This window comes from Microbacterium timonense (assembly GCF_900292075.1).
Lineage (GTDB): Bacteria > Actinomycetota > Actinomycetes > Actinomycetales > Microbacteriaceae > Microbacterium > Microbacterium timonense.
Genome location: NZ_OLMV01000001.1, coordinates 734,128 through 760,412, shown reverse-complemented (window position 1 = coordinate 760,412; position 26,285 = coordinate 734,128). Strand labels below are relative to the sequence as shown.

The window sequence follows — 26,285 nt, the reverse complement described above, 5'->3', positions numbered from 1 at the left end:
GCGAGAGCAACGGAGAGGCGAGTGGGGCAGGATGCGGCAGCAGTGGTTCGATGAGGCGCGGTTCGGGATGTTCGTGCACTTCGGTCTGTACAGCGCGGCGGCGCGGCATGAGTGGGTGCAGAACTATGAGCGCCTCACCGACGAGGACTACCGCCAGTACTTCGAGCACTTCGATCCCGACCTCTTCGACGCCCGCGCCCTGGCCCGCCGCGCGAAGCAGACCGGCATGGGCTATGTGGTGCTCACGACGAAGCACCACGACGGCTTCGCCCTGTGGGACACCGCCGTCAGCGATTTCCACTCGGTCGCCGCGTGCGGCCGGGATCTCGTGCGGGAGTACGTGGAGGCGCTGCGTGAGGAGGGTCTGCGCGTCGGCCTGTACCACTCGCTGATCGACTGGCATCACCCCGACTTCACGGTCGACTGGAACCACCCGCGGCGCGGGGACGACGTCGCGGCGCTCAACGCAGGCCGCGACATGGCGCGATACCGCGAGTTCCTGCACGCCCAGGTGCGGGAGCTGCTGACGGGCTACGGCGACATCGACTACCTGTTCTTCGACTTCACGTATCCCGAGGAGGCGGACGGCCTTCTCGGTAAGGGCCCGGCGGACTGGGACGCGGAGCGGCTGCTGGCGATGTGCCGCGAGCTGCAGCCGCGCATGCTCGTCAACGATCGCCTGGGGATCCCGGGGGATTTCGTCACGCCGGAGCAGTACCAGCCGACGTCGCCGCTGCTGCTCGACGGCGTGCCGCAGGTGTGGGAGGCCTGCCAGACGATGAACGGCTCGTGGGGCTATCACCGCGACAACACCGAGCAGAAGTCGGCGACGCTGCTGGTGCAGATGCTCGCCGACTCGGTCTCGATGGACGGCAACATGCTGCTGAACATCGGCCCCGACGGGCGCGGCGCGATCGCGCCTCGCGACGAGCGCACGCTCGCGGAGATCGGGGAGTGGATGCGGCTGCACCGCGCGGCGATCGTGGGCGCCGGCCATGCCGGACTCACACCGCCTCGGGAAGGGGTGTACACCCGGCGAGGCGACCGGCTCTACCTGCACCTCTTCTCGTGGCCGCTCGGCTTCGTGCATCTGCCCGAACTGGCGGGCAAGGTCTCGTACGCACGGTTCCTTCATGACGGATCCTGGCTGCGCACCTCCGTCACCGATCCCGAACAGGTGCCGAGCAACATGGTGCCCGCCGGCGAGGCGGAGGGGACGCTGACGGTGCATCTGCCCGTGGTGCGACCCGACGTGCTGGTACCGGTGATCGAGCTGACGCTGTCGGCCCCGTGAGTCGGTCCGGCGGCGTCAGGCCGCCGTGGGGAGCTCCAGGTTGTCCAGCGCCCAGCGCGCCGCCCCGTGGAGGATCGCGTCGGCCCTGGTCTGCGCGGCCTCGATGCGCAGCTGCTGGGTGGCCAGCGGGTGGCAGGCCTCGTACACCCGGCTGCGCACCGCGGCGATGAACGGTTCGGACGCGCTCATGCTGCCCGTCAAGAACACAGCGTGCGGGTTGAAGAAGTTGACGACGCCCGACAGCGCCTGCCCGAGGTGCGTCCCGGCCGTGCGAACGATGCTGGTGGCCTCCGGTTCCGCGTCGAACGCGAGAGCGAGCACGTCCGCGGTGGTGTGCACCTCGGTGCGGCCGCGCTCGCGCATCTGACGCACCAGGCTCGCACCGCTGGCGACGGTCTCCAGGCATCCCGTGTTTCCGCACGAGCACGGGATGTCGCCGCTTCCGTCGATGCGGGTGTGGGTGATGTCACCGGCTGCGCCGGTCGCGCCGCGATGGATATGCCCGTCCACGATGATGCCGCTGCCGATGGCGGTACCCGCCTTCACCGTGATGCTGTGGCCGGTCGCCCCGAACTGCGCCCGGTGTTCGCCCAGGGCTGCCAGGTTGGCGTCGTTGTCGACGGCGACCGGTACGCCGTACCGCTGTCTCACGTGCTCGCCGACGCGGAAGCCCGGCCAGCCGGGCATCCGCGACGGCTGTGTGACCGAGCCGGTCGCGATGTCGACCGGTCCCGGAAGGCTGATGCCGATGGCGTGGATGGGGCGCCCGCCGCTGACCTCGTCGAAGAGCCGGCAGACGGCGGCCATGGTGGGTTCTGGTCCGTCGGTCAGGGTCACGGGGATGGATCGGGTCTCCCGGAGCGCGCCGCTGAGGGAGTGCACGCCGACGCGCGCGTGGCCGCCGCCGAGGTCGACCGTGAGGATGACGCCCGACGTGTCGTCGATGCCCAGCAGGCGCGGCCGGCGTCCGCCGCGCGACGTGCCCTCCCCGCGCTCTGTCACCAGTCCGGCGTCGATGAGCGACTGGACACGCAGGCTCACGGTCGACGGTGCGAGTCCGAGTGCGGCGGCGAGTTCCGTGCGCGAACGCGCCCGACCCGCCGAGATGAGATCGATGATGCGGCGGGACAGGGCCTCGTCCGGCGAGGGGCGGTCGGTGTCCGGGGTCATGTTCCTTCTCGCGTCTGTGGGGGAGGGGTGTTTCCGGGACGTGACGAAGTATCACACGTCGATAAACATCCGATGTTCAGGTTGCGTCACCGATCGAAACCTGCGAGGGTGACTTGCGACACAAGAGTACAAAGTTGTTTCGACAATCGAAATAACCTCTTGGGACCGGCTGCCAGAGGAGGCATTCAATGAAGAAGATGCGCGTCGGCGCGGTGGCCGCGGCCACCGGAGTCGCGGTGGTGTTGACGGGGTGCGCCAGCGGGAGCGGAGGCGACTCGTCCGACGGCAAGCCGACCATCGTCGTCGACATGTGGTCGGGCAGCGAGGCTGACACGACCGCGCTCGAGGAGCAGGTCGCGATCGCCCAGAAGGAGAACCCGGACGTGGAGATCAAGCTCCAGACGGCGCCGTGGAACGACTTCTTCACCAAGCTCACGACCAACATGGCCAGTGGCAACATGGCCTGTGTCACCGGCATGAGCGGAGCGCAGCTCGGCGGCTTCACGGACGGGTTCCGCGAGCTCACGGCCGATGACCTCGAGACGGCGGGCATCGACCTGGGCGACTTCAACCCCGGTGCCGACGGGATCCTGAGCTTCGAGGGCGCGCTCTACGGCGTTCCGTTCGACGTGGCGACGATGCTGGTCTACTACAACCAGAACATGCTCACGGCCACGGGCGCGCAGACGCCGGAGATCGGGTGGACGTTCGACGACTTCGAAGACATCGCGACCACCGCCACCGCCGCCGGCAAGTTCGGCTTCGGCATGGGGATGGGCGGATACCAGTGGATGTCGATGCCCATCGCGTACTCCGGTCAGCAGCCCGCCTCTGAGGACGGAACCCTGCACATCGACGACCCCGACTTCGTCGATGCCGCGTCCTGGTACGCCGGACTCGTCACCGACCTCGGAGTCGCCGCGCCGGTCGCCTCGGCGTCCGACACCGGCTGGGGTGAGAACCAGTACACCGGCGGCAACGCCGCGATGGCGGTGGACGGCACCTGGAACGCCGTGAGCTACCTCAACAACGAGTCCGGCTTCGCCGCGGGCATGGCGCCGCTTCCCACCGGCGACCACGGCAACGCCGGCCCGATCCTCGGCTCCGGCTACGGCATCTCGAAGACCTGCGATCACCCGGAGGAGGCGCTGAAGGTCATGGGATCCCTCCTCGGCAAGGACGCTCAGGACTACATCGCGTCCTCCGGTCGCTCGTACCCGGCTCGCACCGAGTCGCAGCCGCTGTACTTCGACTCGATCGACGAGCAGTACCGCGACCAGGTGAAGTCGGTCTTCGAGTCCGCCTTCGCGACCACCGTGCCGCTGTACATGACCAAGAACTGGGAGAAGCTCGACAGCTATGTCCAGCCGAACCTCGTCAGCGTCTACAACGGGCAGCTCGAGATGTCCGAGCTGCTGGCCAACGCGCAGGCGCAGTTCGGTGAGTGACCGGACTCGGTGACGAGTCCCCGCAGGAGCAAGAGAGCAGAGCAATGACGACCACGACCACCCGTCGCGGGTCGCTCGCCAGGGCTGAGGCCCGCCAGGCGCTGGGCTTCGCAAGCCCAGCCCTGGTGGGCCTGGCCCTGTTCACGATCGTGCCCGTCGGCCTGTCGATCGTGATGAGCGTCTTCGACTGGCCGACGTTCGGCGACCGCAGCTTCAACGGCGTCGACAACTACGCCAAGCTGTTCACCGAGAGCCCGGACTTCTGGCCGGCGCTGCGCAACTCCGCGGTGTACACGCTGCTGTATGTGCCGTGCAGCATCGCGCTCTCGCTCGTGCTCGCCATCGGGCTGGGTCCGCGCATCCGCGGCCGCGGCGCCCTCCGAGTGCTCTTCTTCATCCCCGTCGTCGTGCCGATGGTCGCGAACGTGCTGGTGTGGAAGATGATGCTGCAGCCACAGGGGCTGTTCAACGGCCTCGCTGAGAGCTGGTTCGGGATCACGCTGCCCAACTTCCTCGCCGACCCGTACTGGGCGATGGTCATGGTGGTGGCGATGAGCGTGTGGCAGGGACTCGGCTACAACATGCTCATCTTCTCAGCGGCCCTCGAGCAGCTGCCCGAGAGCGTGCTGGAGGCTGCGAGCATCGACGGCGCGCGCGGCTTCCGGCTGACGTGGAGCGTGATGATCCCGATGATCTCGCCCTCCATCTTCTTCGCCACGATCATGACGATGATCACCGCGCTGCAGGTCTTCGCCCAGCCGCAGCTGCTGACCGGCGGCGGCCCGGGAAACGCGACCAAGCCGCTCGTGATGTTCATCTGGGAGCAGGGCTTCACTTTCGGCGACCTGGGGCTTGCGGCCGCGGCCGCATGGATCCTCTTCGCGATCATCATCGCCATCACCGGCGTGCAGTTCGCCGCGCAGCGGAAGTGGGTGCACTATGAGCACTGACGTCGAAGATCTCGACACCGCCGTCGAGCAGACCCTTCTGATGACCTCCGATGACGAGTTCGTCGCCGAGGAGCCACGGCGCCGGCGGACAGCTCCGCGCACCCGGGGCGAGCGCATCAGACTGATCGTCGCGCACGTGTCCGTCTACCTGGCGGCGCTCATCTTCGTCGCGCCCCTGGTGTACGCGTTCTTCTCGGCGCTCAAGCCCAACGAGGAGATCTTCTCGATGCCGCCGACCCTGGTCGGCTCGCAGGTGAAATGGGGCAATTTCGCCGAGGTCTTCGCGTACGGGCCGTTCGTCACGTACATCGCCAACTCGCTGTTCGTCGCGGTGGCCGGCACCCTGGTGGTGCTGATCGTCTCGACGACCGCCGGCTACGCGTTCGGGCGGCTGCGCTGGAAGGGGCGCGACGCCGTCTTCGTGCTGTTCCTGGCGACCCTCATGGTTCCGGCCGAGGTCCTGGTGATCCCCATGTTCCAGGTCATGCAGTGGTTCGGCTGGGTGAACACGTACCAGGCGCTGATCTTCCCGTTCGCCTTCACCGCGTTCGGCACGTTCCTCATGCGCCAGTTCTTCCGCGGCATCCCGTTCGAATTGGAGGAGGCGGCCCGCGTCGACGGTGCCGGTGCCGTGCGGACGTTCCTGCAGATCATCCTTCCGCTGTCGAAGTCCGCCGTCGCGGTGCTGGCGGTGTTCACGTTCCTGTCGTTCTGGAACAGCTACCTGTGGCCGCTCATCGTCACGGTGGACTACGCGAAGCTCGGGACCCTTCCCGTCGGGCTCGCCAGCTTCTCGGGCCTGACCGGTACGCGGTGGGATCTTCAGATGGCGGCTGCCATCATCTCGATGATCCCCACCACGATCCTCGTGATCGCCCTGCAGAAGCACCTCGTCAAGGGCATCGCGATGGCCGGGTTGGGCGGCCGATGAGCGGCTCCAGACCTTCCGTCGTCGCAGGCGTCGACATCGGGGGCACGAAGACCGCCGGCGCGCTGGTGGCGCACGACGGCAGCGTGCTGGCGCGCGGCACGTGCGACACCCCCGCGCGTCAGGGGGGACAGGCCATGGCGGAGTCGGCCGCACGGCTCGTCGAGGAGCTTGCCGAGAAGGCGCGCGTGCAGCCGCAGGCGGTGGGCGTGGGCGCCGCCGGTGTCGTGGACCCGGACAGCGGCGCCATCCGAGCGGCGTCGGACATGTTCGTCGACTGGGCGGGCTTCCCTCTCGGCGGGCACCTGGCCGAACGGCTCGAGCTGCGGGTGCGGGTCGAGAACGACGTCAACGCGTTCCTTCTCGGCGAAGCCGCCTGGGGCGCGGGGCGGGGCCGCGATGTGCTGGGCCTGATGCTCGGCACCGGCGTCGGCGGCGCGCTCGTGCTCGACGGCGCGCTCCGCCACGGCCCTCACGGTGCGGCCGGCGAGATCGGCCACACGCCGGGATACGGCGACCTGGTCTGCACGTGCGGTCAGCGGGGGCACCTCGAGACCCTGGCCTCCGGCACCTCGATCGTCCGACGGTATGCGACGGCGACAGGGCACGGGGTGGCTTCTGCCCGCGTCGTGGCCGAACGCGCGCGATCCGGTGACCCCGCCGCCGCCGAGGTCTTCGCCGACGCGGGTCGCGCCGTGGCGCTCGCCTGCGTGTCGGCGGCCAGTCTGGTCGACGTGCCGCTGGCCGTGGTGGGCGGCGGGGTCGCCTCCGCATGGGACCTCCTCGCCCCGGCCGTGGCGGCGGTGCTCGCGTCCGATCCACCGGTCTCGGGAGCGCCGCTGCGAATCGTCCCGGGATCGCTGGGCGAAGATGCCGTGGTGCTGGGCGCTGCGGCGCTGGTTGCGGCATCCGACCATTCCCTCTCCTCCATCTCCTCCCCAGAAAGCGAGCTGCTCCGTGACGTCGCGTCCTGATCACGACAAGGTGTGGAAGGGCCCGCTGGGCGCCCTCCATCCCGCCGGCCTCGCGCGGCCGCGCATCGGCATCGGCGGGATCTCCATCGAATCCAGCACGTTCTCCCCGCATGTCTCCGGCGACGAGGCGTTCACCATCCGCACCGGCGCCGACCTGCTGGCGTACTACCCGTTCCTCGCCGAGGGGGAGGAGTTGCGGGAGGCCGCCGACTGGGTGCCGCTCACGCACGGGCGGTCGCTGCCCGGTGGCGCGGTCGACCCGCAGACCTACGCCCGCATGAAGTCCGCGATCGTGGACGGCATCCGTGCCCACGGTCCGTTCGACGGGTTCTTCTTCGACATCCACGGCGCGATGAGCGTGGTCGGTATGGACGACGCTGAGGGCGACCTGGCCGAGGCCGTGCGCGACGCGCTCGGTCCCGACACTCTCGTGTCGACGTCGATGGACCTGCATGGCAACGTCTCGGACGCGCTGTTCGACGCCGTGGATCTGCTCACCTGCTACCGGATGGCGCCGCATGAGGACTGGCTGAACACCAAGCAGCGCGCCGTGCACAACCTGCTCGAGCGTCTGCGAGGGCCTGCCGGCTCGGACCCCGACGCTCGCCGCCCGTTGAAGGCCTGGGTGCGGGTGCCTGTGCTGCTACCCGGTGAGAAGACGAGCACGCGCCTCGAGCCGGCCCGTGGTCTGTACGCCGCCGTCCCCGACGTCGAAGAGCTCGAGGGGGTCACGGACGCCGCGGTCTGGGTCGGGTACGCGTGGGCGGACGAACCGCGCTGCCACGCGACCGTCATCGTCACGGGCGACGATCGGGACGTGGTCGCCCGTGAGGCCGAGCGTCTGGCGCGCGGCTACTGGGACGCCCGTGCCGACTTCGCATTCGTCGGTCCGACCGCGACGCTGGACGAGGCGCTCGATGCGGCGCTGGCGGCGGGTGCGCCGCGCCCCTACGTGATCTCGGACTCCGGCGACAATCCCACCGCCGGAGGCGCGGGGGACGTCTCCTGGTCGCTCGGAAGGTTGCTCGAGCGCGCCGACCTCGTCGATCCCGCGCGCACCGTCATCGCGGCATCCGTCTTCGATCCCGACGCCGTGAAGGCCGCGCGGACGGCGGGCGCCGGTGCGACGGTCACCGTGGAGGTGGGGGGCCGAGTGGATGCCGGGCCGCGCGGTCCTGTGGCGGTCACCGGCGAGGTCTTCTCGATCACCGAGGGCGATCCGGTCGCGGGGACCCAGATCGTGATCCGCAGCGGCGCCGTCCACGCCATCGTCACCGAGCGGCGCAAGCCCTTCCATCACCTGGACGACTTCCGCATGCTGGGGCTGGATCCCCACGCCGCCGACATCCTCATCGTCAAGATCGGGTATCTCGAACCGGAGCTCTACGATCTGGCCCGCGGCTGGGCGCTGGCGCTCACCCCGGGCGGAGTCGACCAGGATCTGCTGCGCCTGGGACACTCGCGGCTTCGGCCGGGGACCTATCCGTTCGACGTGACGGACGAGGAGCCCGATCTCACCGCCCTGGTCACGCGGCGGCGCGGCGCGGAGGCACGCTCATGAACTTCGAGACGCGGACCGGGCCGGACCTCGGCGACGCGGCGCCCGAATACCCGGAGGCGCCCGTGCCCGAGTGGTACCGCGACGCCAAACTGGGCTTCTTCGTCCATTGGGGCCTGTACTCGGTGCCCGCCTGGGCGCCCGCCCACCCGCCGGGCGGTGTCCCGGCGGAGGATGCGTACGCTCACCACCAGTACGCCGAGTGGTACGCGAACACGGTGCGCATCCCCGGCAGCCCGACGTGGGAGCGCCACCAGCGGCTCTACGGCACGGGCACGAGCTATGAGGACCTGGCCGAACTCTGGGACCCCGGGGCGTTCGACGCCGACGCCTTCGTGGACGCGCTCGTCGACGCCGGTGCGAGGTATGTCGTCCCGACGACCAAGCATCACGACGGTTTCTGCCTGTGGGACACCGCCACCACGACTTTCACGGCATCCCGCCGCGGGCCCGGCCGTGACCTCATCGCAGAACTGCACGACGCGACGCGCCAGGCGGGAGCGCGATTCGGGGTGTACTTCTCGGGCGCGCTGGACTGGCATGTCAGCGACTTCCCGCCGATCCAGTCCGACACCGACCTGTTCCGCTTCCGGCGCGCCGACGAGTGGTTCTCGCGATACGCGGCCGCGCAGCTGGATGAACTCGTGGAGAAGTTCCGTCCCGATCTGCTGTGGAACGACATCGAGTGGCCGGACGGCGGAAAAGGCAGGGAGGACTACGGCGTCGCCGCGCTGCTGCGGCGCTATTTCGACGCCGTGCCCGACGGGGCGATCAACGACCGGTGGGGCGTGCCGCGGCACGGCTTCCTCACCCGCGAATACACACACGTCGCCGACATCATCGAGCACCCGTGGGAGTCGACGCGGGGACTGGGGTACTCCTTCGGCTACAACCAGGCAGAGGACGCCCGGCACTCCCTTTCGGGGGCCGCTCTCATCCGCCTCCTCGCCGACGTCGTCAGCAAGAACGGGAACCTGCTGATCAACGTCGGACCGCGTGCCGACGGCTCCATCCCGGAGTTGCAGGCGGCGGCGATGCGTGAGCTCGGTGCCTGGCTGCGCCGCGACGGCGCTGCCGTCTACGGAACCCGGCCGTGGATCCGCGCGTGCGAGCAGACCGGTGCGCCGCGTGCGTACACGGCCGCGGAGGGCGTGGTGAACGTCATCGCGCTGGATCCGAGCGCGGGGATCATCGACCTGCCGCACGAGCTGGCTGGCGCGCGCGCCTACTGGGCCGACGGCGAGGCCGAGGCCGACACGCGGCCGGACGGTGGCACCAGGGCCGTGGTCCCCGAGGGATTGCGGGGCGACGCGGCGGCGGCGCTCCGCGTGGTGCTGTGACGGTCGCGGTCGAGATCGCGGTGCAGGACGCGGCGGGCGCTCGCGCCGCTGTCGACGCGGGAGCAGACCGCGTCGAGCTGTGCCAGGCCCTCGTGGTGGGCGGCCTCACCCCGTCCATCGCGCAGGTGGAGGCGGTGTGCTCCGCGATCGGCGCGGCGCGCGTCAACGTGCTCGTGCGTCCGCGCGGCGGCGGCTACGTGTACGACGCCGACGAGGTCGCGGTCGTCACCGCCGACATCCGCGCGTTGGTCGAACGGGGAGTGGGAGGTGTCGTCGTCGGCGCGCTCGATCGTCACGGCGATGCGGACGTGGATGCCCTGCGCCGGTGGCGGGATGCCGCCGGCGCCGCGGCCTTCGTGTTCCACCGCGCCATCGACGCCTCACCCCGCAGTGCGCAGGTGTTCGACGCGCTCCTGGAGGAACGGGTGGACCGGGTGCTCACCTCGGGCGGTGCGAGGAGGACCATCGACGGCGTGGAGCGCCTCGCCGCCTACGCGCGGCTGTCCGGCTCGACAACGCAGGTCGTCGCGGGCGGCGGGGTGACCCCGCAGGACATCCCGCACCTCGTCTTCGCCGGCGCCGGAGCGGTGCACCTGTCTGCCCGTCGCCGCACGGGAACGGAGCATCCGTCCGGACCCGGCGGCGGCGCGGAAGGACACGACGTCACCGCCCCCGTCATCGTCGCCGAAGCGGTCGCCGCAGCGGCGGCCGCGGCCCGGGCGAACGCCACCGGAGCGCAGGACTCCGCTCCCAAACCTCTTGCGTCGGTTTGTGCGGAGAACACGCCGTTGTCGTCGCGCGCGGAACGGCGTGTTCTCCGCACAAACGGGTGTGTGAGTGGGGGATAGGCTCACGTCATGCCTGCGCGCACCGTCGAGATCGCCGTCCAGGACCCTGCGGGTGCCAGGGCGGCGATGGCCGCGGGCGCCAGCCGTCTGGAACTCTGCCAGGCGCTCGAGGTCGGCGGTCTGACGCCTTCCCTCGCCGTGCTGGAGGGCGTGCTGTCGGCCGTCGACCCGGCGGCGGTCAACGTGCTGGTCCGCCCGCGCGGCGGCGGTTTCGTCTACGACCCGGAGGAGGTCGCGCTGGTCGCGGCCGACATCCGGGCCTGCGTGACCCGCGGGGCCGGGGGAGTGGTCGTCGGTGCGCTCGACGAGAAGGGCCGCGCAGACCTCGACGCCCTACGCCGGTGGCGGGATGCCGCGGGGCCGGCCGCGCTCGTGTTCCACCGGGCCATCGACGCCGCCGCGGATCCCTCCGCCGTGTTCGACGTGCTCGTGGCCGAAGGCGTCGACCGCGTCCTGACGTCGGGGGGAGCCGCCCGGTCCGTGGACGGCCTCGGACTGCTCAGGCAGTTCGCGGCACGATCGGGTGAGACCGAGGTCATGGCCGGGGGCGGCGTGCGCCCGGCCGACATCCCCGCGCTGTTCGCCGTCGGGGTCGACGCGGTGCACCTGTCAGCGCGCTCGCGGGTGGGCACGGATGCCCCCTCCGGGCCGGGCGGCGGATCCGCCGGACACGATGCGACCGATCCTGCCGTCGTCGCCCAGGCGGTGGCGGCCGCCGGCTGAGCCGGCGTTACGCTGGGACCGTGACCGGCCGCGACGACGACGCCCTGACGTGGGACGGCGACGACGATCCCACACTCGACCTGCGGTCTTCCGGCGCCTCGGATGACCGGCCATCGCCCGAGGGGGCGCCTGACCCGGTCGCCGAGCCGGTGGACCTTCCGGCGGGCTTCACCGCGGTCGGCCGGGGCAGTGAGGGCCTGAACGCGGCGGAGGCGGGTGCGTCGGCATCCGAGGCAGAGACCACCGAGCGGGATGTCCCGGCACCGCAACGGCCGCCGCTGGGCAACGGCGCGCTGGTGGCCCTGGGTGTCCTGGGTGGTGTCTACGCGCTCTACGCGATCGGGTGGCTGATCGGCGGCCTCCGCCTGCAGGGCCGGGCGCAGTATCTGGTGCTGGACGTCATGTATCAGGGGAGTCTGTGGCTCGCGGTCCTCGCGCCCGTCCTGTGGTTCGTCTCGGCGTTCGTCCTCACGCGACGCAGTCGGCCGTGGGTGCGGTTCGCGTGGCTGGCGGCGGGGGTCGTGGTGCTGCTCCCGTGGCCGTTCGTGATGATCGGGGCGGTCGGGCAATGAGCGAGAACGCCCGCCCCGTCACGGCGAACAAGGCGGCGACGCCGACCTGGTTGGTGGCCACCATCTCCGGAGCCGTCGGGCTCTTCTACGCCTACGCGGTGTGGAACGCGATCGGGAATCTCGTGGCCACACTGGGCGTCTTCGCCGACGCCGGCCTCACCCTCAACCCGCTCGGCTGGTTCATCTGGATCTTCGCCGCTCTGTTCCCCCTGCTGGTGTGGGGAGGGGCCTTCGCGATCGGCTACCGCCGTGCCGCCCACGAGCTGTTCCTCGTCATGATCACAGGGCTGGCCGTGGTCGCCGTCTTCTGGCTGAACGTGGTGGCGTACACCACGCTGAACTCCGCGTCGTTCCTCGCCTGAGACGGCGCTCGAGCGCCGTCACACGGTCGGGGACGGCGGCGGACCCGCGATAGGCTGGCACAGGCCTCGCCCCCGACGGCGTGCGGCGCGGCATCCTGGCCTGCTCCGCGCGTTCGCGCACCGCCCCCGAAGGAACACCCGTGCCGAAGCCTGTCGTCCTCATCGCCGAAGAGCTCTCACCCGCCACGATCGACGCCCTCGGTCCGGACTTCGACGTGCGCTACGTCGACGGCACCGACCGGCCGGCGCTGCTGTCGGCGCTGGGCGACGCGAACGCGGTGCTGATCCGCTCCGCGACGAAGGTGGATGCCGAGGCGATCGCCGCCGCCCCCGTCCTCAAGGTGGTCGCCCGCGCGGGCGTGGGCCTCGACAACGTCGACATCAAGGCGGCGACCACGGCCGGAGTGATGGTGGTGAACGCGCCGACGTCGAACATCATCTCGGCGGCGGAGCTCACGATCGGGCACATCCTGAGCCTCGCGCGGCGGATCCCCGCCGCCCACGCCTCGCTCGCCGGCGGGGCGTGGAAGCGCAGCGCCTTCACGGGCACGGAGCTCTTCGAGAAGACGGTGGGCATCATCGGGCTCGGGCGTATCGGTGCGCTGATCGCCGCCCGGCTGCAGGCGTTCGGTGTGACGGTCGTCGCCTACGACCCCTACGTCACGCCCGCGCGCGCGCAGCAGCTCGGCGTGCAGCTGCTGGAACTGGACGACCTGCTCTCGCAGAGCGACTTCGTGACGATCCACATGCCGAAGACGCCCGAGACGACCGGGATGATCGGGGCCGAGCAGTTCCGCCGCATGAAGAAGTCCGCGTACGTCGTGAACGTCGCCCGCGGCGGCCTCATCGACGAAGCGGCGCTCTACACGGCACTGTCGGAGGGCGAGATCGCCGGGGCCGGCCTCGACGTCTTCACGAGCGAGCCGCCTGCTCCTGAGGGCACCGCGTTCCCGCTGCTCAGCCTGCCGAACGTGATCGTGACGCCGCACCTCGGCGCGTCCACCGAGGAGGCGCAGGAGAAGGCCGGCGTCTCGGTGGCCAAGTCCGTCAAGCTCGCACTCGAAGGCGACCTCGTGCCGGACGCCGTCAACGTCGCCGGCGGTGTCATCGACCCGTTCGTTCGCCCGGGCATCGCCCTGGTCGAGAAGCTCGGCCAGTTCTTCACCGGCCTGTCCCACAGCGCGCTGACGAACCTGGACATCGAGGTGCGCGGCGAGCTGGCCGCCTACGACGTCAGCGTCTACCGGCTCGCGGCTCTCAAGGGCATCCTCGCGAACGTCGTCAGCGAGAACGTGTCGTACGTGAACGCACCCCTGTTCGCCGAGCAGCGCGGCATCGAGACGCGACTGATCGTCGAGGCGGAGAGCCCGCTCTACCGCAACATCACGATCCTGCGGGGGACACTGGCCGACGGCACGGTCCTCACCGTCGCCGGCACCCTCGCGGGGACGCGGATGGTTCCCAAGGTCGTCGGCATCAACGGCTACGAGATCGAGGTTCCGATGGAGCGTCACCACCTGGTGATGCGCTACGCCGACCGTCCCGGGATCGTCGCGATCTACGGCCAGAAGCTCGGCGGCGCCGGCATCAACATCGCAGGGCTCCAGGTCGCCCAGGCCGACGCCAGCGGTCGTGCGCTCTCGGTGCTCACCGTCGACTCGCCCGTGCCGGATGACCTCCTCGACGAGATGCGCGAGTCCGTCGGCGCCGACCTGTTCCGTCGGATCGAGCTCACCGAGGAGTGAGCCGTGCGGCGCGCGGGAAGCGCTCGCGAGTCGATTCCTCAACGCCTCAGTACCGAGCGACAAGTGGCGGTCTGCGGCTCAGTTCCGACATGGGTCGCCCACTCCACCGCTGTCAACTCGCGTCCGGCCGCCCGGCACGCCGCTCGGAACTGAGCCGCCGGGTCGAGGTTCCACGCCACGACCCCCGCCGGGGAATCCAGGAGTACCTCGGCGCCGTCGTGCCGGAGGACGGCGTGCGCCGCCCCTTCCTCCGTCGCGACGGCGAGGTCCGCCAGGGCGATCCGCCCAGCCAGGTCATACAGGAGGGCGGAGTCGGCATCCACGGCCACGATCGTCCGTCCGTCGTCGCTCACCTGGAGGGCGTCATGCCTGCCACCTGCAAGGGCGACCACGCTGATCGGCGCCAGCGTGCGGGCCTCGCTCACCGTGAGGTCGCGTCCGGCGGTGCTCATCACCTGGCCGGTCGGCGCGAGCACCGTGACGCGAGCGCCGAAGAGCCCTCGGGCCAACTCCCGGCCGGTGCTCCGCTCGTAGACGCGGGTCTCGAACCTGTTCTGAGCCTGAGCCCACGTCGTCACGACGACGAGGTCGAGTGCGGCCGAGTCCGAGATCGACATGACGCGGGTCCCCGCGGACAGGAAGACCCCTGTCTCTCGCCCGGATTGATCGACGACTGCGACCTGCGTCTCCTCGGCGGATCCCGGCTGCCTGGCACGAACGACGTACGCGAGGTCGCCATCTCGGCCCGGCCATATCGCATCCGTACCGCGGGACATGACGGTCCAGCGTCCGCCCAGTACCTGTATCCCGAATCGTCCTGACGGATCTTGCGCCGCAATCGCGCCCGCACCTGACCAGCCCACCGGTCTTCTGTCGGACGGCAGGGGCGACCACTCGCCGGATCCTCCTTCCGTCGTGGACATGACCTGTGCCGCTTCCTGCGGGGTCCGCCCGCTGACGACGAACCGTCCAGCGCCCGGTTCGTACCCGCCTATCAGCGAGCGCTGCGCTGCGACGACCTCAGAGGCGGGGCCCGAACCGCCCACGGGCCAGGCGACCAGCGTCGAGTCCGAAGCGTCAGCCACGACGAGCTGCGAAGTGTCGGCAGAGTATCCGAGAGGACTGACGGCGCCGGCCCCCGCGTCGAGCACCCGCCCCGTCGGTTCGCCGGTAGCGATGAGCCACTCGGTCATCCGCCCCAGATTCTCACCGCAGAAGAACACTCTGTGCTCTGGCGCGGCCACGATCCACTGGCAGGCCGAGGGTGCCAGGGGGCGCGACCAGAGCACGCCGCCGCTGGTCATGTCCACCGCCGTCACCCCCGCGCCACCCAGTCCGATCAGGGTGTCTTCTCCGACGGGCAGCACGGATTCGTTCGCAGTGGCGACCGGCACATCCCATCGTGCGACGACAGAGAGGTCGACAGCCCTCAGCACCGAGACGGCAAGTGCGCTCCCGACGACGATGCGATCCGTCCCCCACGGGGTGACGCTGCTGAGGAAGCTGCCGGTCAGCGCGGCGTGGTCGCCGTCGCGCAGGACCGAGGCGCGTCCGGTGACGAGCCCCGAGGAGACGTCGACCGCCAGCAGCTCGCCGGTCTCGTAGTCCGTCGCATACAACAGACTGCCATCCTCCGAGAAGCGCACCACCCGGTGCAGATGCTGCGAGATCTGCACCGGCGGACCGATCGGCACGCCGGCGACCAGATCGAGGAAAGCCAGCGAGGTCGCACAGCACTCCCACGCCATCCTCGCCTCCCGCGGAAAGGAGTCCGCGACGACGGCCACGCGGCCGTCGGGGCTGACGGTGGTGACCGCGGAGTATCCCGAACCGGTCTCCACCCGATCGAGGGCGATCTGGAGCCGGTTGTTCGGGCGGCCCGATTCGACGTCGTAGGTGACAGCGACGCGCCCTTTCGTCACGACGAGTGCCTCGCTGGATCCTGGGATCAACGCGCCGGAGTAGATGCCTTCCGGGATCGGGGCGGACCAGACGCTGGCGACCGGGGCATCCATGACGGTCATCAGCGCTCGGCGTGTGCGGGCGTCGAGGGGCCATCGGCGATACGCCTCCGCCGCCAGGAGGGCCGACAACGTTGGGTCCTCGGTTCGCACGCCCACTGCCGTCGCGGTAAGGGCCTCCGTCCAGGAGTCCTCGGCGGCGGCGACGGCTTGAGCGCTGCGGACCGCCGCGAACCCGCCCGCGGCGAGTGCGACGACCAGGAGCGCGCCGGCACCCGCGAGAGCGCGGCGCAGTCGGCGGTTCTGGTGCCGGTCGCGCTCCGCCCGCTCGTGGAGGCTTCGGCGTTCGTCCTCCTGCCGCGCTGCGGATTGCTGCAGGAAGTCGGCCTCGATCGTCGTCAGGTCACGGGGACCCGCATCGCGCCACTCCAGCGCGATGGTGAGTCGGGCGCCCAGAAGCAGATCGTCGTCTCTGCGCCCCGCGGTTTGCCAGGCTTGGGCGCTCGATGCGAGGGCCGCGAGCACGCGCGCACCCGTCGCATCCTCTTCCAACCAGGCATCGAGTCGCGGCCACGCCGTGGCGATCGCCTCGTGCACCACGGTCACCTCGTCGCCGTTGACCGACACCAGCCGCGCACCGATGAGCCGCTCGAGGACCCGTCGCCGTGCCGGATCCTCGGCCAGTGGCGCGAGCAGCGTCCAATGCCGGAGCGAAGCGCCGTCAGTCCCACGGGCGATGAGGCGGAGCATCAAGTCACGGCAGATGAGCTGATCGGGCGGGGAGAGCGAGAGGAACACCGACTCGGCCGATTGCGCGATCGCGCCCGCGATGCCACCAGCCGCCTCGTACCCGTCGACCGTCAGCGTGATGCCCTCACGACGTGCCCATGTCTCCATCAGGGCATGAGAGACGTGCGGCAGCGTGGACCGCCGGTCACCGGCGTCGCGAAGGACGATCTCGGCGAGGCCTGGTTGGAGCGTGAGCCCGGATCGGCGCGCCGGCTCCACGAGCGCGTCACGGAGACCGTCGGGCGAGAGCGGCCCCACCGCGTAGAGTCCCTGCGCGATCCGGTGGCCGATTCCCGGCAACGACGTCGCTGCATCGAGGAAATCCGATCGAAGCGTCATCACCACCGTGCCCCCTGCCTCGCAGTGGCGGACGAGCAGCTCACCCAGTTCGTCCATGTCGGCCCCGGGAACGCCGACCAGCGCGTCCGCCTGATCGATCACGAGCACCCCGCGCCCGCCGACCGACACTCGGATGGAGGCCATGGTGGCCGGACCCGAGCCGGCGATGACGGCGTGCCATTCGCGGCCTCGCAGGCGCGGCAGAAGACCCGCGTACACGAGCGACGACTTCCCAGAACCCGACGAACCCACCACGACGACCACCGCGCCGGGTCGTGCACGATCCAGGAGTGCCGCTATGTCCGCATCCCGTCCGAAGAAGTCGTCGGCGTCGTCGGGGCCGAAAGCCTGCAGCCCGCGGTAGGGACAGACGGCGCTCGTCGCGCTGCTGGTCGTAGGTGCAGAGAGCCCCGGATCCTGGCGCAGGATGGCCGACTCGAGGGAGGTCAGCCGTTCTCCGGGCTCGATGCCGAGCTCGTCGCGCAGATGTTCCCTGGCGCGTCGCAACACCGCGAGCGCATCGGCCTGACGACCGCAGCGGTAGTCGGCGAGCGCCCACAGCGCCCAGCGCTCCTCTCGCAGTGGATCCTCGCGCACCAACCTCTCGGCGTCGGCAGCGACGGCGCGATGCTCGCCCGATCGCAGGCGCGCCTCGAGCAGTTCCTCGTCCGCGCTGCGCCGGATCTCCGTCAGCCGCTGCGCTTCTGCCGCCGCGGGGGGCCACTCGGCGAGATCGGGGTATGGCGGCCCGCGCCACAGGGCCAGAGCGCGGCGGTAGGTCTCAGCGGCGCGCGGCGCCTCGCCCTGAAGGAGTTGTTCGCGGGCGCGGGCGATGCCGGTTTCGAAACGCGCGGCGTCCACGGTCTGCGCGTCGAGACCATAGGCGTATCCCGACGTCGTCGTCAGCACGGCGTCTTTTCCCAGGTGCTCCCGAACACGGGCGACCGATGTGCGGATCTGCTGGGCCCACGTCGTCGGTGCCTGGTCGCCCCAGTACGCGTCGGCAAGCTCTGCCAGGCTGCACGACGCGCCGAGTCGGACGATCAGCGCGCTCAGGATTGCTCGCTCCCGCGGCCGAAGCGAGACCGCTCCCGTCTCGAGCGGGCCGAGCACCTCCACGCCCATGCCTGCAGTGTCCGCCCGGTTGCTGCCGTCGTCAACGGGCACGCGCACGGGGAGTATCCGGCGAGTATGTCTTGGCGTCCGGCCGAGTATCCGACGATTCGACGGTGGACTCATGAACACACACACCACGGGCCGGCGCACCGCGACGATCGTCGTGATCGCCTTCGCGCTCACATCTCCGCTTACGGCATGTCACGTTTCCGCTGCGACACGGCCGTCCCCGAATCCGACTCAGACCTACGCACCTGCTCCGCCGAAGGGCCCCGCCCCGACTCCGTCGCCGTCGGCGCTTCCGAGACCCACGGCGCACGGAAAAGTCGAATCCGTTGCGACGACGTCCTCGGACGGGCCGGCCAAGCTCTCACCCCGCGCCGTTGCGGCGCGGCGCGAGTGCATGAAGCGCCTGCCTCGCGAGTACGGCTTCTCCGTCAAGCAGGTGCGCGAACTGTGCATGATGGGGACCATCCACCTCTACCGGTGACATCGAGGACCCGTCATCGCTCGGCTGCCGGCATCCCAAGTCCTCAGCGTGTTGCTTGATGGCGCGCCGCCGGAAGAGCCCGGCGATCCTTCGTCAGCCGCGTGCGGCGCGCTCCACGAGGGCGATGAGGGCGTCCATAGCGGGTCCGCGGGGCACGGGGCCGGGGATGGCACCGCCCGAGAGCGCGTTGTTGAAATAGAGCCCGTCGCTGACGAGCATGACGAGATCCAGGGCGACGTCGTCCCTGGTCCGATGCCGCAGCGCGTCGGCCCATCGCTCACGGATGCCGCGGAGCGCCTCGGCCGCTGCCGAGCTGCCGCCCTGCGCCAGTCGCGACACCGCGAGCACCGCGTGATCCAGGGGGTCGTTCTCCATCGCCGACGACCGCAGGAAGTACGCGATGGGACCCTCGGGTGCCGCCGCCATCGCGGCGACATCGGCGTCGACGAGCTCGCGCATCCGGTCCACGACCGCCGCCTCGAGCGCTTCCTTGGTGCCGAAGTGATAGAGCAGGCCGCCCTTGGACACGCCGGCCGCCTTCGCTGTGGCATCCATCGTGGCCGCGCGTTCCCCGTCCTCGATGAGGATCTGCTCGAAGGCGTCCAGCACCTTCTCGCGGGCCAGGGGAGGGCGGCTCATGGCCTCGATCGTATCGACACGGCGGAAGACACCCTGTTACTATACCGGCTGGACGGTATAGTAACGATGACACTGACGCAAGAACTCTCGCTCGCCGACGCCCGAGGCCGGAAGGTCGGCTGGCGCGGCTGGGCGGCGCTGGTGATGCTGATGCTGCCGGTCCTGCTGGTGTCGGTCGACAACACCGTGCTGAGCTTCGCGCTGCCGGCCATCGCCCTCGAGCTCGGTCCCACCAGCGCCCAGCAGCTGTGGATCATCGACGCCTACCCGCTCGTCCTGGCGGCGCTCCTGGTCACGATGGGCACGCTCGGGGACCGCTTCGGACGGCGACGGATGCTGCTCATCGGCGCCACCGGGTTCGCGGCCGTATCGGTGCTCGCTGCCTTCGCGCCCGGCGCGGCGTGGCTCATCGCCGCGCGCGCGGCCATGGGAGTGTTCGGCGCGATGCTGATGCCCTCGACGCTGTCTCTGCTGCGCAGCATCTTCACCGACCGCGATCAGCGGCGCCTGGCGATCGCGGTGTGGGCCGCGATGTTCTCGGCGGGCGCAGCACTCGGGCCGATCGTGGGCGGGCTGCTGCTGGAGCACTTCGCTTGGGGATCGGTGTTCCTGCTGTCGGTGCCCGTGCTGATACCGCTCCTCGTCTTCGCGCCCCTGCTCGTGCCGGAGAGCCGCGATCCGCACCCCGGGCGCATCGACCCGCTCAGCATCCTGCTGTCGGTGGCCACGATGCTTCCCATCGTCTACGGCATCAAGGAGCTTGCAGTGCACGGTCTGGCGATCACCGCGTGGCTGCCGGTGCTGGTGGGTCTCGGCTTCGGTGCTCTGTTCGTGCGGCGCCAGCTGAAGGCCCGCACGCCGATGCTCGACATGCGGCTGTTCCGCCGGGGCTCCTTCACCGGCGCTCTTCTGGTGAACCTCCTGAGCGTGATCGCCCTCGTCGGCTTCCTCTTCTTCGTCGCTCAGCACCTCCAGCTCATCGTGGGGCTCACGCCGATGCAGGCCGGTCTCGCTCTCGTGCCGGGCCTGGCGATGATGATCCTGGCGGGACTGGCGGTCGTGCCGATCGCCAAGAAGTGGCCTGCCCGTGTGGTGGTCCCCGTCGCACTCGTCTTCTCGTTCGCGGGCTATGTGACGGTCGCATTCGCCACCGGGCCCGACAGCGTCGGCGTCCTCGTGGCCGCGTTCATCTCGCTCGGCATCGGCATCGGCGCTGCCGAGACCGTCTCGAACGAGCTCGTGCTCGCCAGCGCCCCGCCGGCGAAGGCGGGCGCCGCCAGCGCGGTCTCCGAGACGGCGTACGAGCTCGGCGCCGTGCTCGGTACGACGGTGCTGGGCGGCATCCTGACCGCTCTCTACCGCGCCAACCTCGCGGTGCCGGACGGCGTCCCGGATGCCGCAGCCGCGGCCGCAGCACAGACGCTCGCCGGTGCGGTCCACGCCGCGCACGGGGTGGGCGGCGAGGCGGGGGCCGCGCTGCAGGAGGCGGCGGCGATCGCCTTCGACGCGGGCGTCACCGTGACCGCCCTCATCGGCGCCGTCCTGGTCGTCCTCGCCGGGGTCATCGCGGCCACTACCCTGGGAGGGTCCCGCCAGAAGTCGTAGGAGCACCATGTCGCGTGTCGTGAAGCTGGCCGTCATTCCGGGTGACGGCATCGGTCCCGAGGTCATCGCCGAGGCGGAGAAGATCCTCGACGCCGTGACGGCGGCCAGTGACGTCGCGTTCGAGAAGTCGACGTTCTCGCTGGGCGCAGGCCGGTTCCTCGAGACCGGCGACACGCTGACCGATGCGGACCTGCAGTCGATCAAGGAGCAGGACGCGATCCTTCTGGGTGCGGTCGGCGGTGTGCCCGGTGACCCGCGGCTGAAGAACGCGAACATCGAGCGCGGGCTGCTTCTGAAGCTCCGCTTCGAGCTCGATCACTACGTCAACCTTCGGCCGTCGCGACTGTACCCGGGCGTCCCCGGACCGCTCGCCGAGCCCGGCGACATCGACTTCGTCGTGGTCAGAGAGGGCACAGAGGGGCCGTACGTGGGCAACGGCGGGTCCATCCGCACGGGCACCCCGCACGAGATCGCCAACGAGACGTCGGTGAACACGGCGTTCGGCGTCGAGCGTGTCGTGCGCTACGCGTTCGACCTCGCCGAACGCCGTCGCCGCAAGCTCACGCTGGTGCACAAGACCAACGTGCTCGTGCACGCGGGCGGGATCTGGCAGCGCGTCGTCGACGCGGTGGCGCAGGAGCACCCCGACGTGACCGTAGACTATGTGCACGTCGACGCGGCCACCATCTATCTGGTCACGAACCCGGGCCGCTTCGATGTGATCGTCACCGACAACCTCTTCGGCGACATCCTGACCGACCTGGCCGGCGCCGTCACCGGTGGCATCGGCCTCGCCGCCTCGGGCAACATCAACCCCGACGGCGCGTTCCCCTCGATGTTCGAGCCCGTGCACGGTTCGGCGCCCGACATCGCAGGCCAGCAGAAGGCCGACCCCACGGCCGCCATCCTCTCCGTCTCGCTGCTGCTCGACCACCTCGGGCTCCGGGACGAGGCGCAGCGCATCACGACCGCCGTCGAGGAGGATCTGGCGGCGCGGGGCGCGTCATCCCGTACCACCGCGCAGATCGGCGACGCGATCGCCGCCCGGCTCTCGGCGTAACCTGGAACCGGCAAGCGCCTCTCCACCCAGCGGAACGTCACCGCACGAAAGCACAGGCCCGTCATGACCCTCATCGATTCCGACCCCGATACCGGACTCGCCCCTCTCGAGTTCACGGTCAACCGCAACCTGCAGGCACGCTCCGTGCAGGAGCGCGAGCAGATCCTCGCCAATCCCGGCTTCGGGACCAGCTTCACCGACCACATGGTCGACATCTGCTGGTCCGTGAACGGCGGATGGCACCGCCCGCGCGTGCAGCCGTACGGACCGATCGCACTGGACCCGGCCGCGGCGGTCCTGCACTACGGGCAGGAGATCTTCGAGGGCATCAAGGCCTACCGGCACGCGGACGGCTCGATCCACACGTTCCGGCCGGATCAGAACGGTCGTCGACTGCAGCGCTCGGCGCGGCGTCTGGCCCTTCCCGAGCTCCCCGTGAGCTACTTCATCCAGTCGCTGCGTGAGCTGATCGCCGTCGACGGCGACTGGGTTCCGTCCGGCGAGGACCAGAGCCTGTACCTGCGGCCGTTCATGTTCGCGAAGGAGGCGTTCCTGGGCGTGCGCCCGGCGAACAAGGTCGGCTACTACGTCATCGCGTCGCCGGCGGGCGCCTACTTCAAGGGCGGTGTGCAGCCGGTGTCGATCTGGCTGAGCGAGGACTTCTCCCGCGCCGGCAAGGGCGGGACGGGCGCCGCGAAGACCGGTGGGAACTACGCTGCCAGCCTGCTCCCGCAGTCCGAGGCGTACGAGAACGAGTGCGACCAGGTCGTCTTCCTGGATCAGGACCGCAACGTCGAGGAGCTCGGCGGCATGAACGTGGTGTTCGTCTACAAGGACGGCACCGTCGTGACGCCCGAATCCGACTCCATCCTCGAAGGCATCACCCGCGACTCCATCCTCCAGCTCGCCCGTGACCGCGGCCACAAGGTGGAGGGGCGCCCGGTGTCGCTGGACGAGTGGCGCCAGGGCGTCGCGTCGGGCGACATCGTCGAGGTGTTCGCCTGCGGCACGGCCGCTGTGGTCACCCCCATCGGCCTGCTCAAGGGCAAGGACTTCCTCGACGAGCAGCCGACGGGTGAGCTGGCGCTGTCGCTGCGCGAAGAGCTGACCGACATCCAGTACGGGCGCCGCGAGGACAAGCACGGCTGGCTCGTCCGCCTCGACGGTTAGTGTGATCCGGTGAGGATCGCGCGCTTCAGCCACAACGACGCCATCAGGTTCGGGATCGTCGACGAAGGGGAGCTGGTGGTGCTGGCCGGCGACCCCATGTTCGCCGGATACGAGACCACGGGGGAGCGGGTGCCGCTGGCCGATGTGGCATTGCTCGCGCCCGTGATCCCGCGTTCGAAGATCGTCGCGGTCGGACGGAACTATCGCGACCACGCCGCCGAGCTGGGTAACGACGTCCCCGCCGCGCCGATGCTCTTCTTCAAGCCGAACACGGCGGTGATCGGACCCGGCGACGTGATCGTGCTTCCGAGCGGCTCCGACTTCATCAGCTTCGAGGGCGAGCTCGCCGCCGTCATCGGTCGCATCGCGAAGAACGTGCCGGCCGAGAACGCGCTGGACTACGTCTTCGGCTACACCATCGCCAACGACCTCACCGCGCGCGACTGGCAGAAGTCGGACGGCCAATGGGCGCGAGCGAAAGGCTTCGACACGTCATGCCCGCTCGGACCGGCCATCGAGACGGAGTTCGATGTGAACGGCCCGGCCGTCATCACCACCCGGCTGAATGGCGAGGTGCGGCAGCAGGGGCCGATCAGCGACATGATCTTCTCGCTGGCCGACGTCATCGCCTACGCGTCGGCGGCCTTCACGCTGCTGCCCGGCGACGTGATCCTCACGGGCACTCCCGCCGGGGTCGGCCAGATCACCGCCGGCGACACGGTCGAGGTCGAGATCACCGGGCTGGGCACGCTGCGTAACCCCGCCCGCGATGCCTGACACCGAGCCTCCTCAGGCGGCGGGCGTCGTGCCGACCGCCGCAGCGGTGGCGGGCGTCCAGCGCCGCACGGTCGCCGTGCTCTCGCTCGGTCAGGTGCTCGGCGGCCTGGCGTTCGGTGCGACGCTGTCGCTGGGGGCAGTGCTGGCGGCGGAACTGTCGGGCGAGGAGGCGTTCTCGGGCCTCGCGGCCGCGGCGGTGACGTTCGGGACAGCGCTCACGGCGGTGCCACTGGCCGCGATCGCGCGGCGCCGCGGGAGGCGCGTGTCGCTGACGACGGGCATGGCGGTGGCTCTCGCGGGCGTGGGGCTGGTGATCCTCGCGGTGGCGCTGCGCGCGTTCCCGCTGCTGCTGGTCGGCTTCCTCATCATCGGCGCAGGCCAGGCGGCGAACCTGCAATCACGCTTCGCGGCCGCAGACCTCGCGACGGATGCCACGCGAGGGCGTGATCTGTCGATCGTGGTGTGGGCGACCACCGTCGGCGCGGTGCTGGGACCGAATCTGACCGGTCCGGGGGAGGTCCTGGGCGACGCCGTGGGCATGCCTCCGCTGACCGGTCCGTACCTGTTCACGGTGGTCGCCCAGGCGCTGGCCATCGTGCTGTACCTGGTCGCGATGCGCCCCGACCCGCTGCTGCTCGCGCAGCGCGTCGTCGCCGGGACGCCCGCCGAGAGCCGGCCCATCGCACGCGCAGACCGCCCGCTCGCCGCCCGCTACGCGATCTTCGCCATCGCCGCGGCGCACGGGACGATGGTCTCCATCATGGCGATGACGCCCGTGCATCTGACGCACCTGACCCATGGCGAGTCCGACGCGGCGACGCTGTCGATCATCGGCCTGACTATCAGCCTCCACATCGCCGGCATGTACCTGCTGTCGCCGGTGTTCGGCATCCTCGCCGACCGCATCGGGCGTGTGCCGACCATCCTCGTCGGTCAGGCGCTGCTGGCCGCGGCTCTGCTGACGGCGTCCTTCGGCCAGGCATCGACGACCTCGGTCACCGTGGCCCTGGTTCTGCTCGGCCTGGGCTGGAGCGCCTCGACGGTCGCCGGATCGACGCTGCTCACCGAGTCCTCGTCGGAACAGCTGCGCACCCGGCGTCAGGGCCTCAGCGACTTCACCATGAGCATCGTGGGCGGCATCGGCGCGATCCTGGCCGGCGGCGTGCTCGGCTGGATTGGGTACGGCGGCCTTGCGCTCGTGGTGATGGTGCTGGTGGTCGCTTCGGTGGTGCTGGCTCCACTGGGGTGGCGCGCCTCCGCCGCACGACCGGCCGCCGGTTCGTCGGCGGAGGGCTGAAAAGCCCACCCCAGCGCGCCCCCGCGCCGTCAGCGATCGAGTGCCGCCAGCGCGAGGTCGACGTCGTCATCATCGTTGAACAGGTGGAACGCCACCCGCGCCCGGCCGGAACGTCCGGAGGCGGTGATGCCGGCGGCGGTCAGACGCGCGAGATCCGAGCCGTCGGGATCGGCCCACGTCACGATCGCCGAGGCACGCGGCGGCTCGGTCAGCTCTCGGCCGGCGCGGAACGCGGCGGCGAGCCTCGCCGAGTGCGCGTACAGGTCCGCCGGGTCCAGGGCCGCGAACAGCGAGAGCGCCGGGGCGGCGCCCACGAACGCCTGCCACGCGGGCGAGACGTCGAAGCGGCGCGCGTCGGCGGCCAGCTCGACCTCTGCCCCGTAACACGAGGCCCACGGGTCCTCGCCCGCGTACCATCCGGCGTACAGCGGCCGCATCCGCTCCGCGAGGCGGTCCGACACCGCCAGGAACGACACCCCGCGCGGAGCGCAGAGCCACTTGTACGCGTGGCAGATCACCGCGTCGAACATGGCGGCGTCCACCTTCAGCCACCCGACGGCCTGCGTCGCGTCGCACAGCGTGAGGCTGTCGTGCCGGGCAGCGGCGGTCGCGATCGCGGCGGCATCGGCCACCTCTCCGGTCGCCGACTGGACCAGTGAGAACGCCACCAATCGCGTCTGCGGTCCGATGTGCGCTGCGAGATCGGACAGCGGTGCGGTTCGCACGCGGATACCTCGGCCCGCATGCACGAAGGGGAGCACGATCGACGAGAACTCGCCGTCGGGAACGAGCACCTCGGACCCGTCGGGCACGGCGCCGGCGACGAGCGCTGCCGCCACCGAGCTCTGGGAGCCGATGGCCACCCGCGCCGCGTCCACCGTCACCAGCGACGCGAAGTGAGCCCGGGACTGCTCGGCTGCTGCGCAGTATGCCGTGATGTCGGGCCGGCCCGCCGCGGCGGCATCCAGATCGGCGATCACAGCCTGGTGCGAGGCGCGCGGGGGGAGGCCGACGGTGCAGGCCGCGAGATAGCCGCGCCCGCCGGGGAACTGGCCGCGCGCGTCCGCCAGAGCGGCGGGAGAGGCGATCGCGGTCATGGATCAAGCTTGCGCGCATCGTCCCCGCAGATC

The 26,285-nt window shown here is 70.4% G+C and carries 21 protein-coding genes; 17 read left to right on the top strand and 4 right to left on the bottom strand.

The features are described 5' to 3' along the window. Positions 1-31: 31 nt before the first annotated feature. Positions 32-1,294: an alpha-L-fucosidase gene (locus tag C9992_RS03645; protein ID WP_106814193.1), complete on the top strand. Its 1,263-nt coding sequence runs from the start codon at positions 32-34 to the stop codon at positions 1,292-1,294. 15 nt (positions 1,295-1,309) lie between these two features. Here the strand turns inward: C9992_RS03645 and C9992_RS03640 are convergent, their stop codons facing one another. After that, the gene (locus tag C9992_RS03640) at positions 1,310-2,464 is read right to left on the bottom strand and encodes an ROK family transcriptional regulator (protein ID WP_106814192.1); all 1,155 of its coding nucleotides are present in this window, start codon (positions 2,462-2,464) and stop codon (positions 1,310-1,312) included. A 188-nt stretch (positions 2,465-2,652) separates the two neighbouring features. Between C9992_RS03640 and C9992_RS03635 the strand changes: the two genes are divergently transcribed. The 11 genes from C9992_RS03635 (at position 2,653) to serA (ending at position 13,912) form a co-directional block, all read left to right on the top strand. Next, complete coding sequence (locus C9992_RS03635; protein WP_235007959.1) at positions 2,653-3,912, top strand: ABC transporter substrate-binding protein; 1,260 nt, start codon at positions 2,653-2,655, stop codon at positions 3,910-3,912. A gap of 44 nt (positions 3,913-3,956) precedes the next feature. Beyond that, positions 3,957-4,862 carry a carbohydrate ABC transporter permease gene (locus C9992_RS03630; RefSeq protein ID WP_106814191.1) on the top strand — a complete coding sequence of 302 codons (906 nt, stop codon included), beginning with the start codon at positions 3,957-3,959 and terminating at the stop codon, positions 4,860-4,862. Further along, complete coding sequence (locus C9992_RS03625; protein WP_235007957.1) at positions 4,852-5,793, top strand: carbohydrate ABC transporter permease; 942 nt, start codon at positions 4,852-4,854, stop codon at positions 5,791-5,793. The genes C9992_RS03630 and C9992_RS03625 overlap by 11 nt, the downstream gene beginning before the upstream one ends. Continuing rightward, positions 5,790-6,764 carry an ROK family protein gene (locus C9992_RS03620; protein WP_106814190.1) on the top strand — a complete coding sequence of 325 codons (975 nt, stop codon included), beginning with the start codon at positions 5,790-5,792 and terminating at the stop codon, positions 6,762-6,764. The genes C9992_RS03625 and C9992_RS03620 overlap by 4 nt, the downstream gene beginning before the upstream one ends. Continuing rightward, positions 6,748-8,325: a M81 family metallopeptidase gene (locus tag C9992_RS03615; RefSeq protein WP_106814189.1), complete on the top strand. Its 1,578-nt coding sequence runs from the start codon at positions 6,748-6,750 to the stop codon at positions 8,323-8,325. Before C9992_RS03620 ends, C9992_RS03615 begins: the two co-directional genes overlap by 17 nt. Then, a complete protein-coding gene (locus tag C9992_RS03610) occupies positions 8,322-9,662 on the top strand; it encodes an alpha-L-fucosidase (protein WP_106814188.1) in 1,341 nt (446 codons plus the stop codon). Before C9992_RS03615 ends, C9992_RS03610 begins: the two co-directional genes overlap by 4 nt. Then, on the top strand, positions 9,659-10,510 hold the full coding sequence (locus C9992_RS03605; RefSeq protein ID WP_106814187.1) for a copper homeostasis protein CutC: 852 nt from the start codon (positions 9,659-9,661) through the stop codon (positions 10,508-10,510). The genes C9992_RS03610 and C9992_RS03605 overlap by 4 nt, the downstream gene beginning before the upstream one ends. A gap of 9 nt (positions 10,511-10,519) precedes the next feature. After that, entirely contained in the window at positions 10,520-11,233 is a 714-nt protein-coding gene (locus C9992_RS03600) for a copper homeostasis protein CutC (protein WP_106814186.1), read from the top strand. 20 nt (positions 11,234-11,253) lie between these two features. After that, positions 11,254-11,805: a DNA polymerase III subunit gamma/tau gene (locus C9992_RS03595; protein ID WP_106814185.1), complete on the top strand. Its 552-nt coding sequence runs from the start codon at positions 11,254-11,256 to the stop codon at positions 11,803-11,805. Continuing rightward, positions 11,802-12,167 carry a bacitracin resistance protein gene (locus C9992_RS03590; RefSeq protein WP_106814184.1) on the top strand — a complete coding sequence of 122 codons (366 nt, stop codon included), beginning with the start codon at positions 11,802-11,804 and terminating at the stop codon, positions 12,165-12,167. The genes C9992_RS03595 and C9992_RS03590 overlap by 4 nt, the downstream gene beginning before the upstream one ends. 140 nt (positions 12,168-12,307) lie before the next feature. Beyond that, positions 12,308-13,912, top strand: coding sequence for a phosphoglycerate dehydrogenase (serA, locus tag C9992_RS03585; RefSeq protein ID WP_106814183.1), 1,605 nt, complete (start codon positions 12,308-12,310; stop codon positions 13,910-13,912). A 38-nt stretch (positions 13,913-13,950) separates the two neighbouring features. Here the strand turns inward: serA and C9992_RS03580 are convergent, their stop codons facing one another. Both C9992_RS03580 and C9992_RS03575 read right to left on the bottom strand, forming a co-directional pair. Further along, a complete protein-coding gene (locus tag C9992_RS03580; RefSeq protein WP_160150822.1) occupies positions 13,951-18,126 on the bottom strand; it encodes an AfsR/SARP family transcriptional regulator in 4,176 nt (1,391 codons plus the stop codon). Positions 18,127-18,700: 574 nt separating this feature from the next. Next, positions 18,701-19,246, bottom strand: coding sequence for a TetR/AcrR family transcriptional regulator (locus C9992_RS03575; RefSeq protein WP_106814181.1), 546 nt, complete (start codon positions 19,244-19,246; stop codon positions 18,701-18,703). Positions 19,247-19,312: 66 nt separating this feature from the next. On the opposite strand from C9992_RS03575, the gene C9992_RS03570 reads away from it, so the two are divergent. From C9992_RS03570 to C9992_RS03550, 5 genes are all read left to right on the top strand, one after another. Further along, complete coding sequence (locus tag C9992_RS03570; protein ID WP_106814180.1) at positions 19,313-20,851, top strand: MFS transporter; 1,539 nt, start codon at positions 19,313-19,315, stop codon at positions 20,849-20,851. Between the two features lie 7 nt (positions 20,852-20,858). Continuing rightward, positions 20,859-21,911, top strand: coding sequence for a 3-isopropylmalate dehydrogenase (locus tag C9992_RS03565; protein ID WP_106814179.1), 1,053 nt, complete (start codon positions 20,859-20,861; stop codon positions 21,909-21,911). A gap of 63 nt (positions 21,912-21,974) precedes the next feature. Continuing rightward, positions 21,975-23,081 (top strand): branched-chain amino acid aminotransferase, encoded by a 1,107-nt coding sequence (locus C9992_RS03560; protein ID WP_106814178.1) that lies wholly within the window; start codon positions 21,975-21,977, stop codon positions 23,079-23,081. A 9-nt stretch (positions 23,082-23,090) separates the two neighbouring features. After that, complete coding sequence (locus C9992_RS03555; RefSeq protein WP_106814177.1) at positions 23,091-23,858, top strand: fumarylacetoacetate hydrolase family protein; 768 nt, start codon at positions 23,091-23,093, stop codon at positions 23,856-23,858. Next, positions 23,851-25,155: an MFS transporter gene (locus C9992_RS03550; RefSeq protein ID WP_106814176.1), complete on the top strand. Its 1,305-nt coding sequence runs from the start codon at positions 23,851-23,853 to the stop codon at positions 25,153-25,155. The genes C9992_RS03555 and C9992_RS03550 overlap by 8 nt, the downstream gene beginning before the upstream one ends. Positions 25,156-25,184: 29 nt before the next feature. Here C9992_RS03550 and C9992_RS03545 read toward each other — a convergent pair whose 3' ends face one another. Next, a complete protein-coding gene (locus C9992_RS03545; RefSeq protein WP_106814175.1) occupies positions 25,185-26,252 on the bottom strand; it encodes an aminotransferase class V-fold PLP-dependent enzyme in 1,068 nt (355 codons plus the stop codon). Positions 26,253-26,285 lie beyond the last annotated feature (33 nt).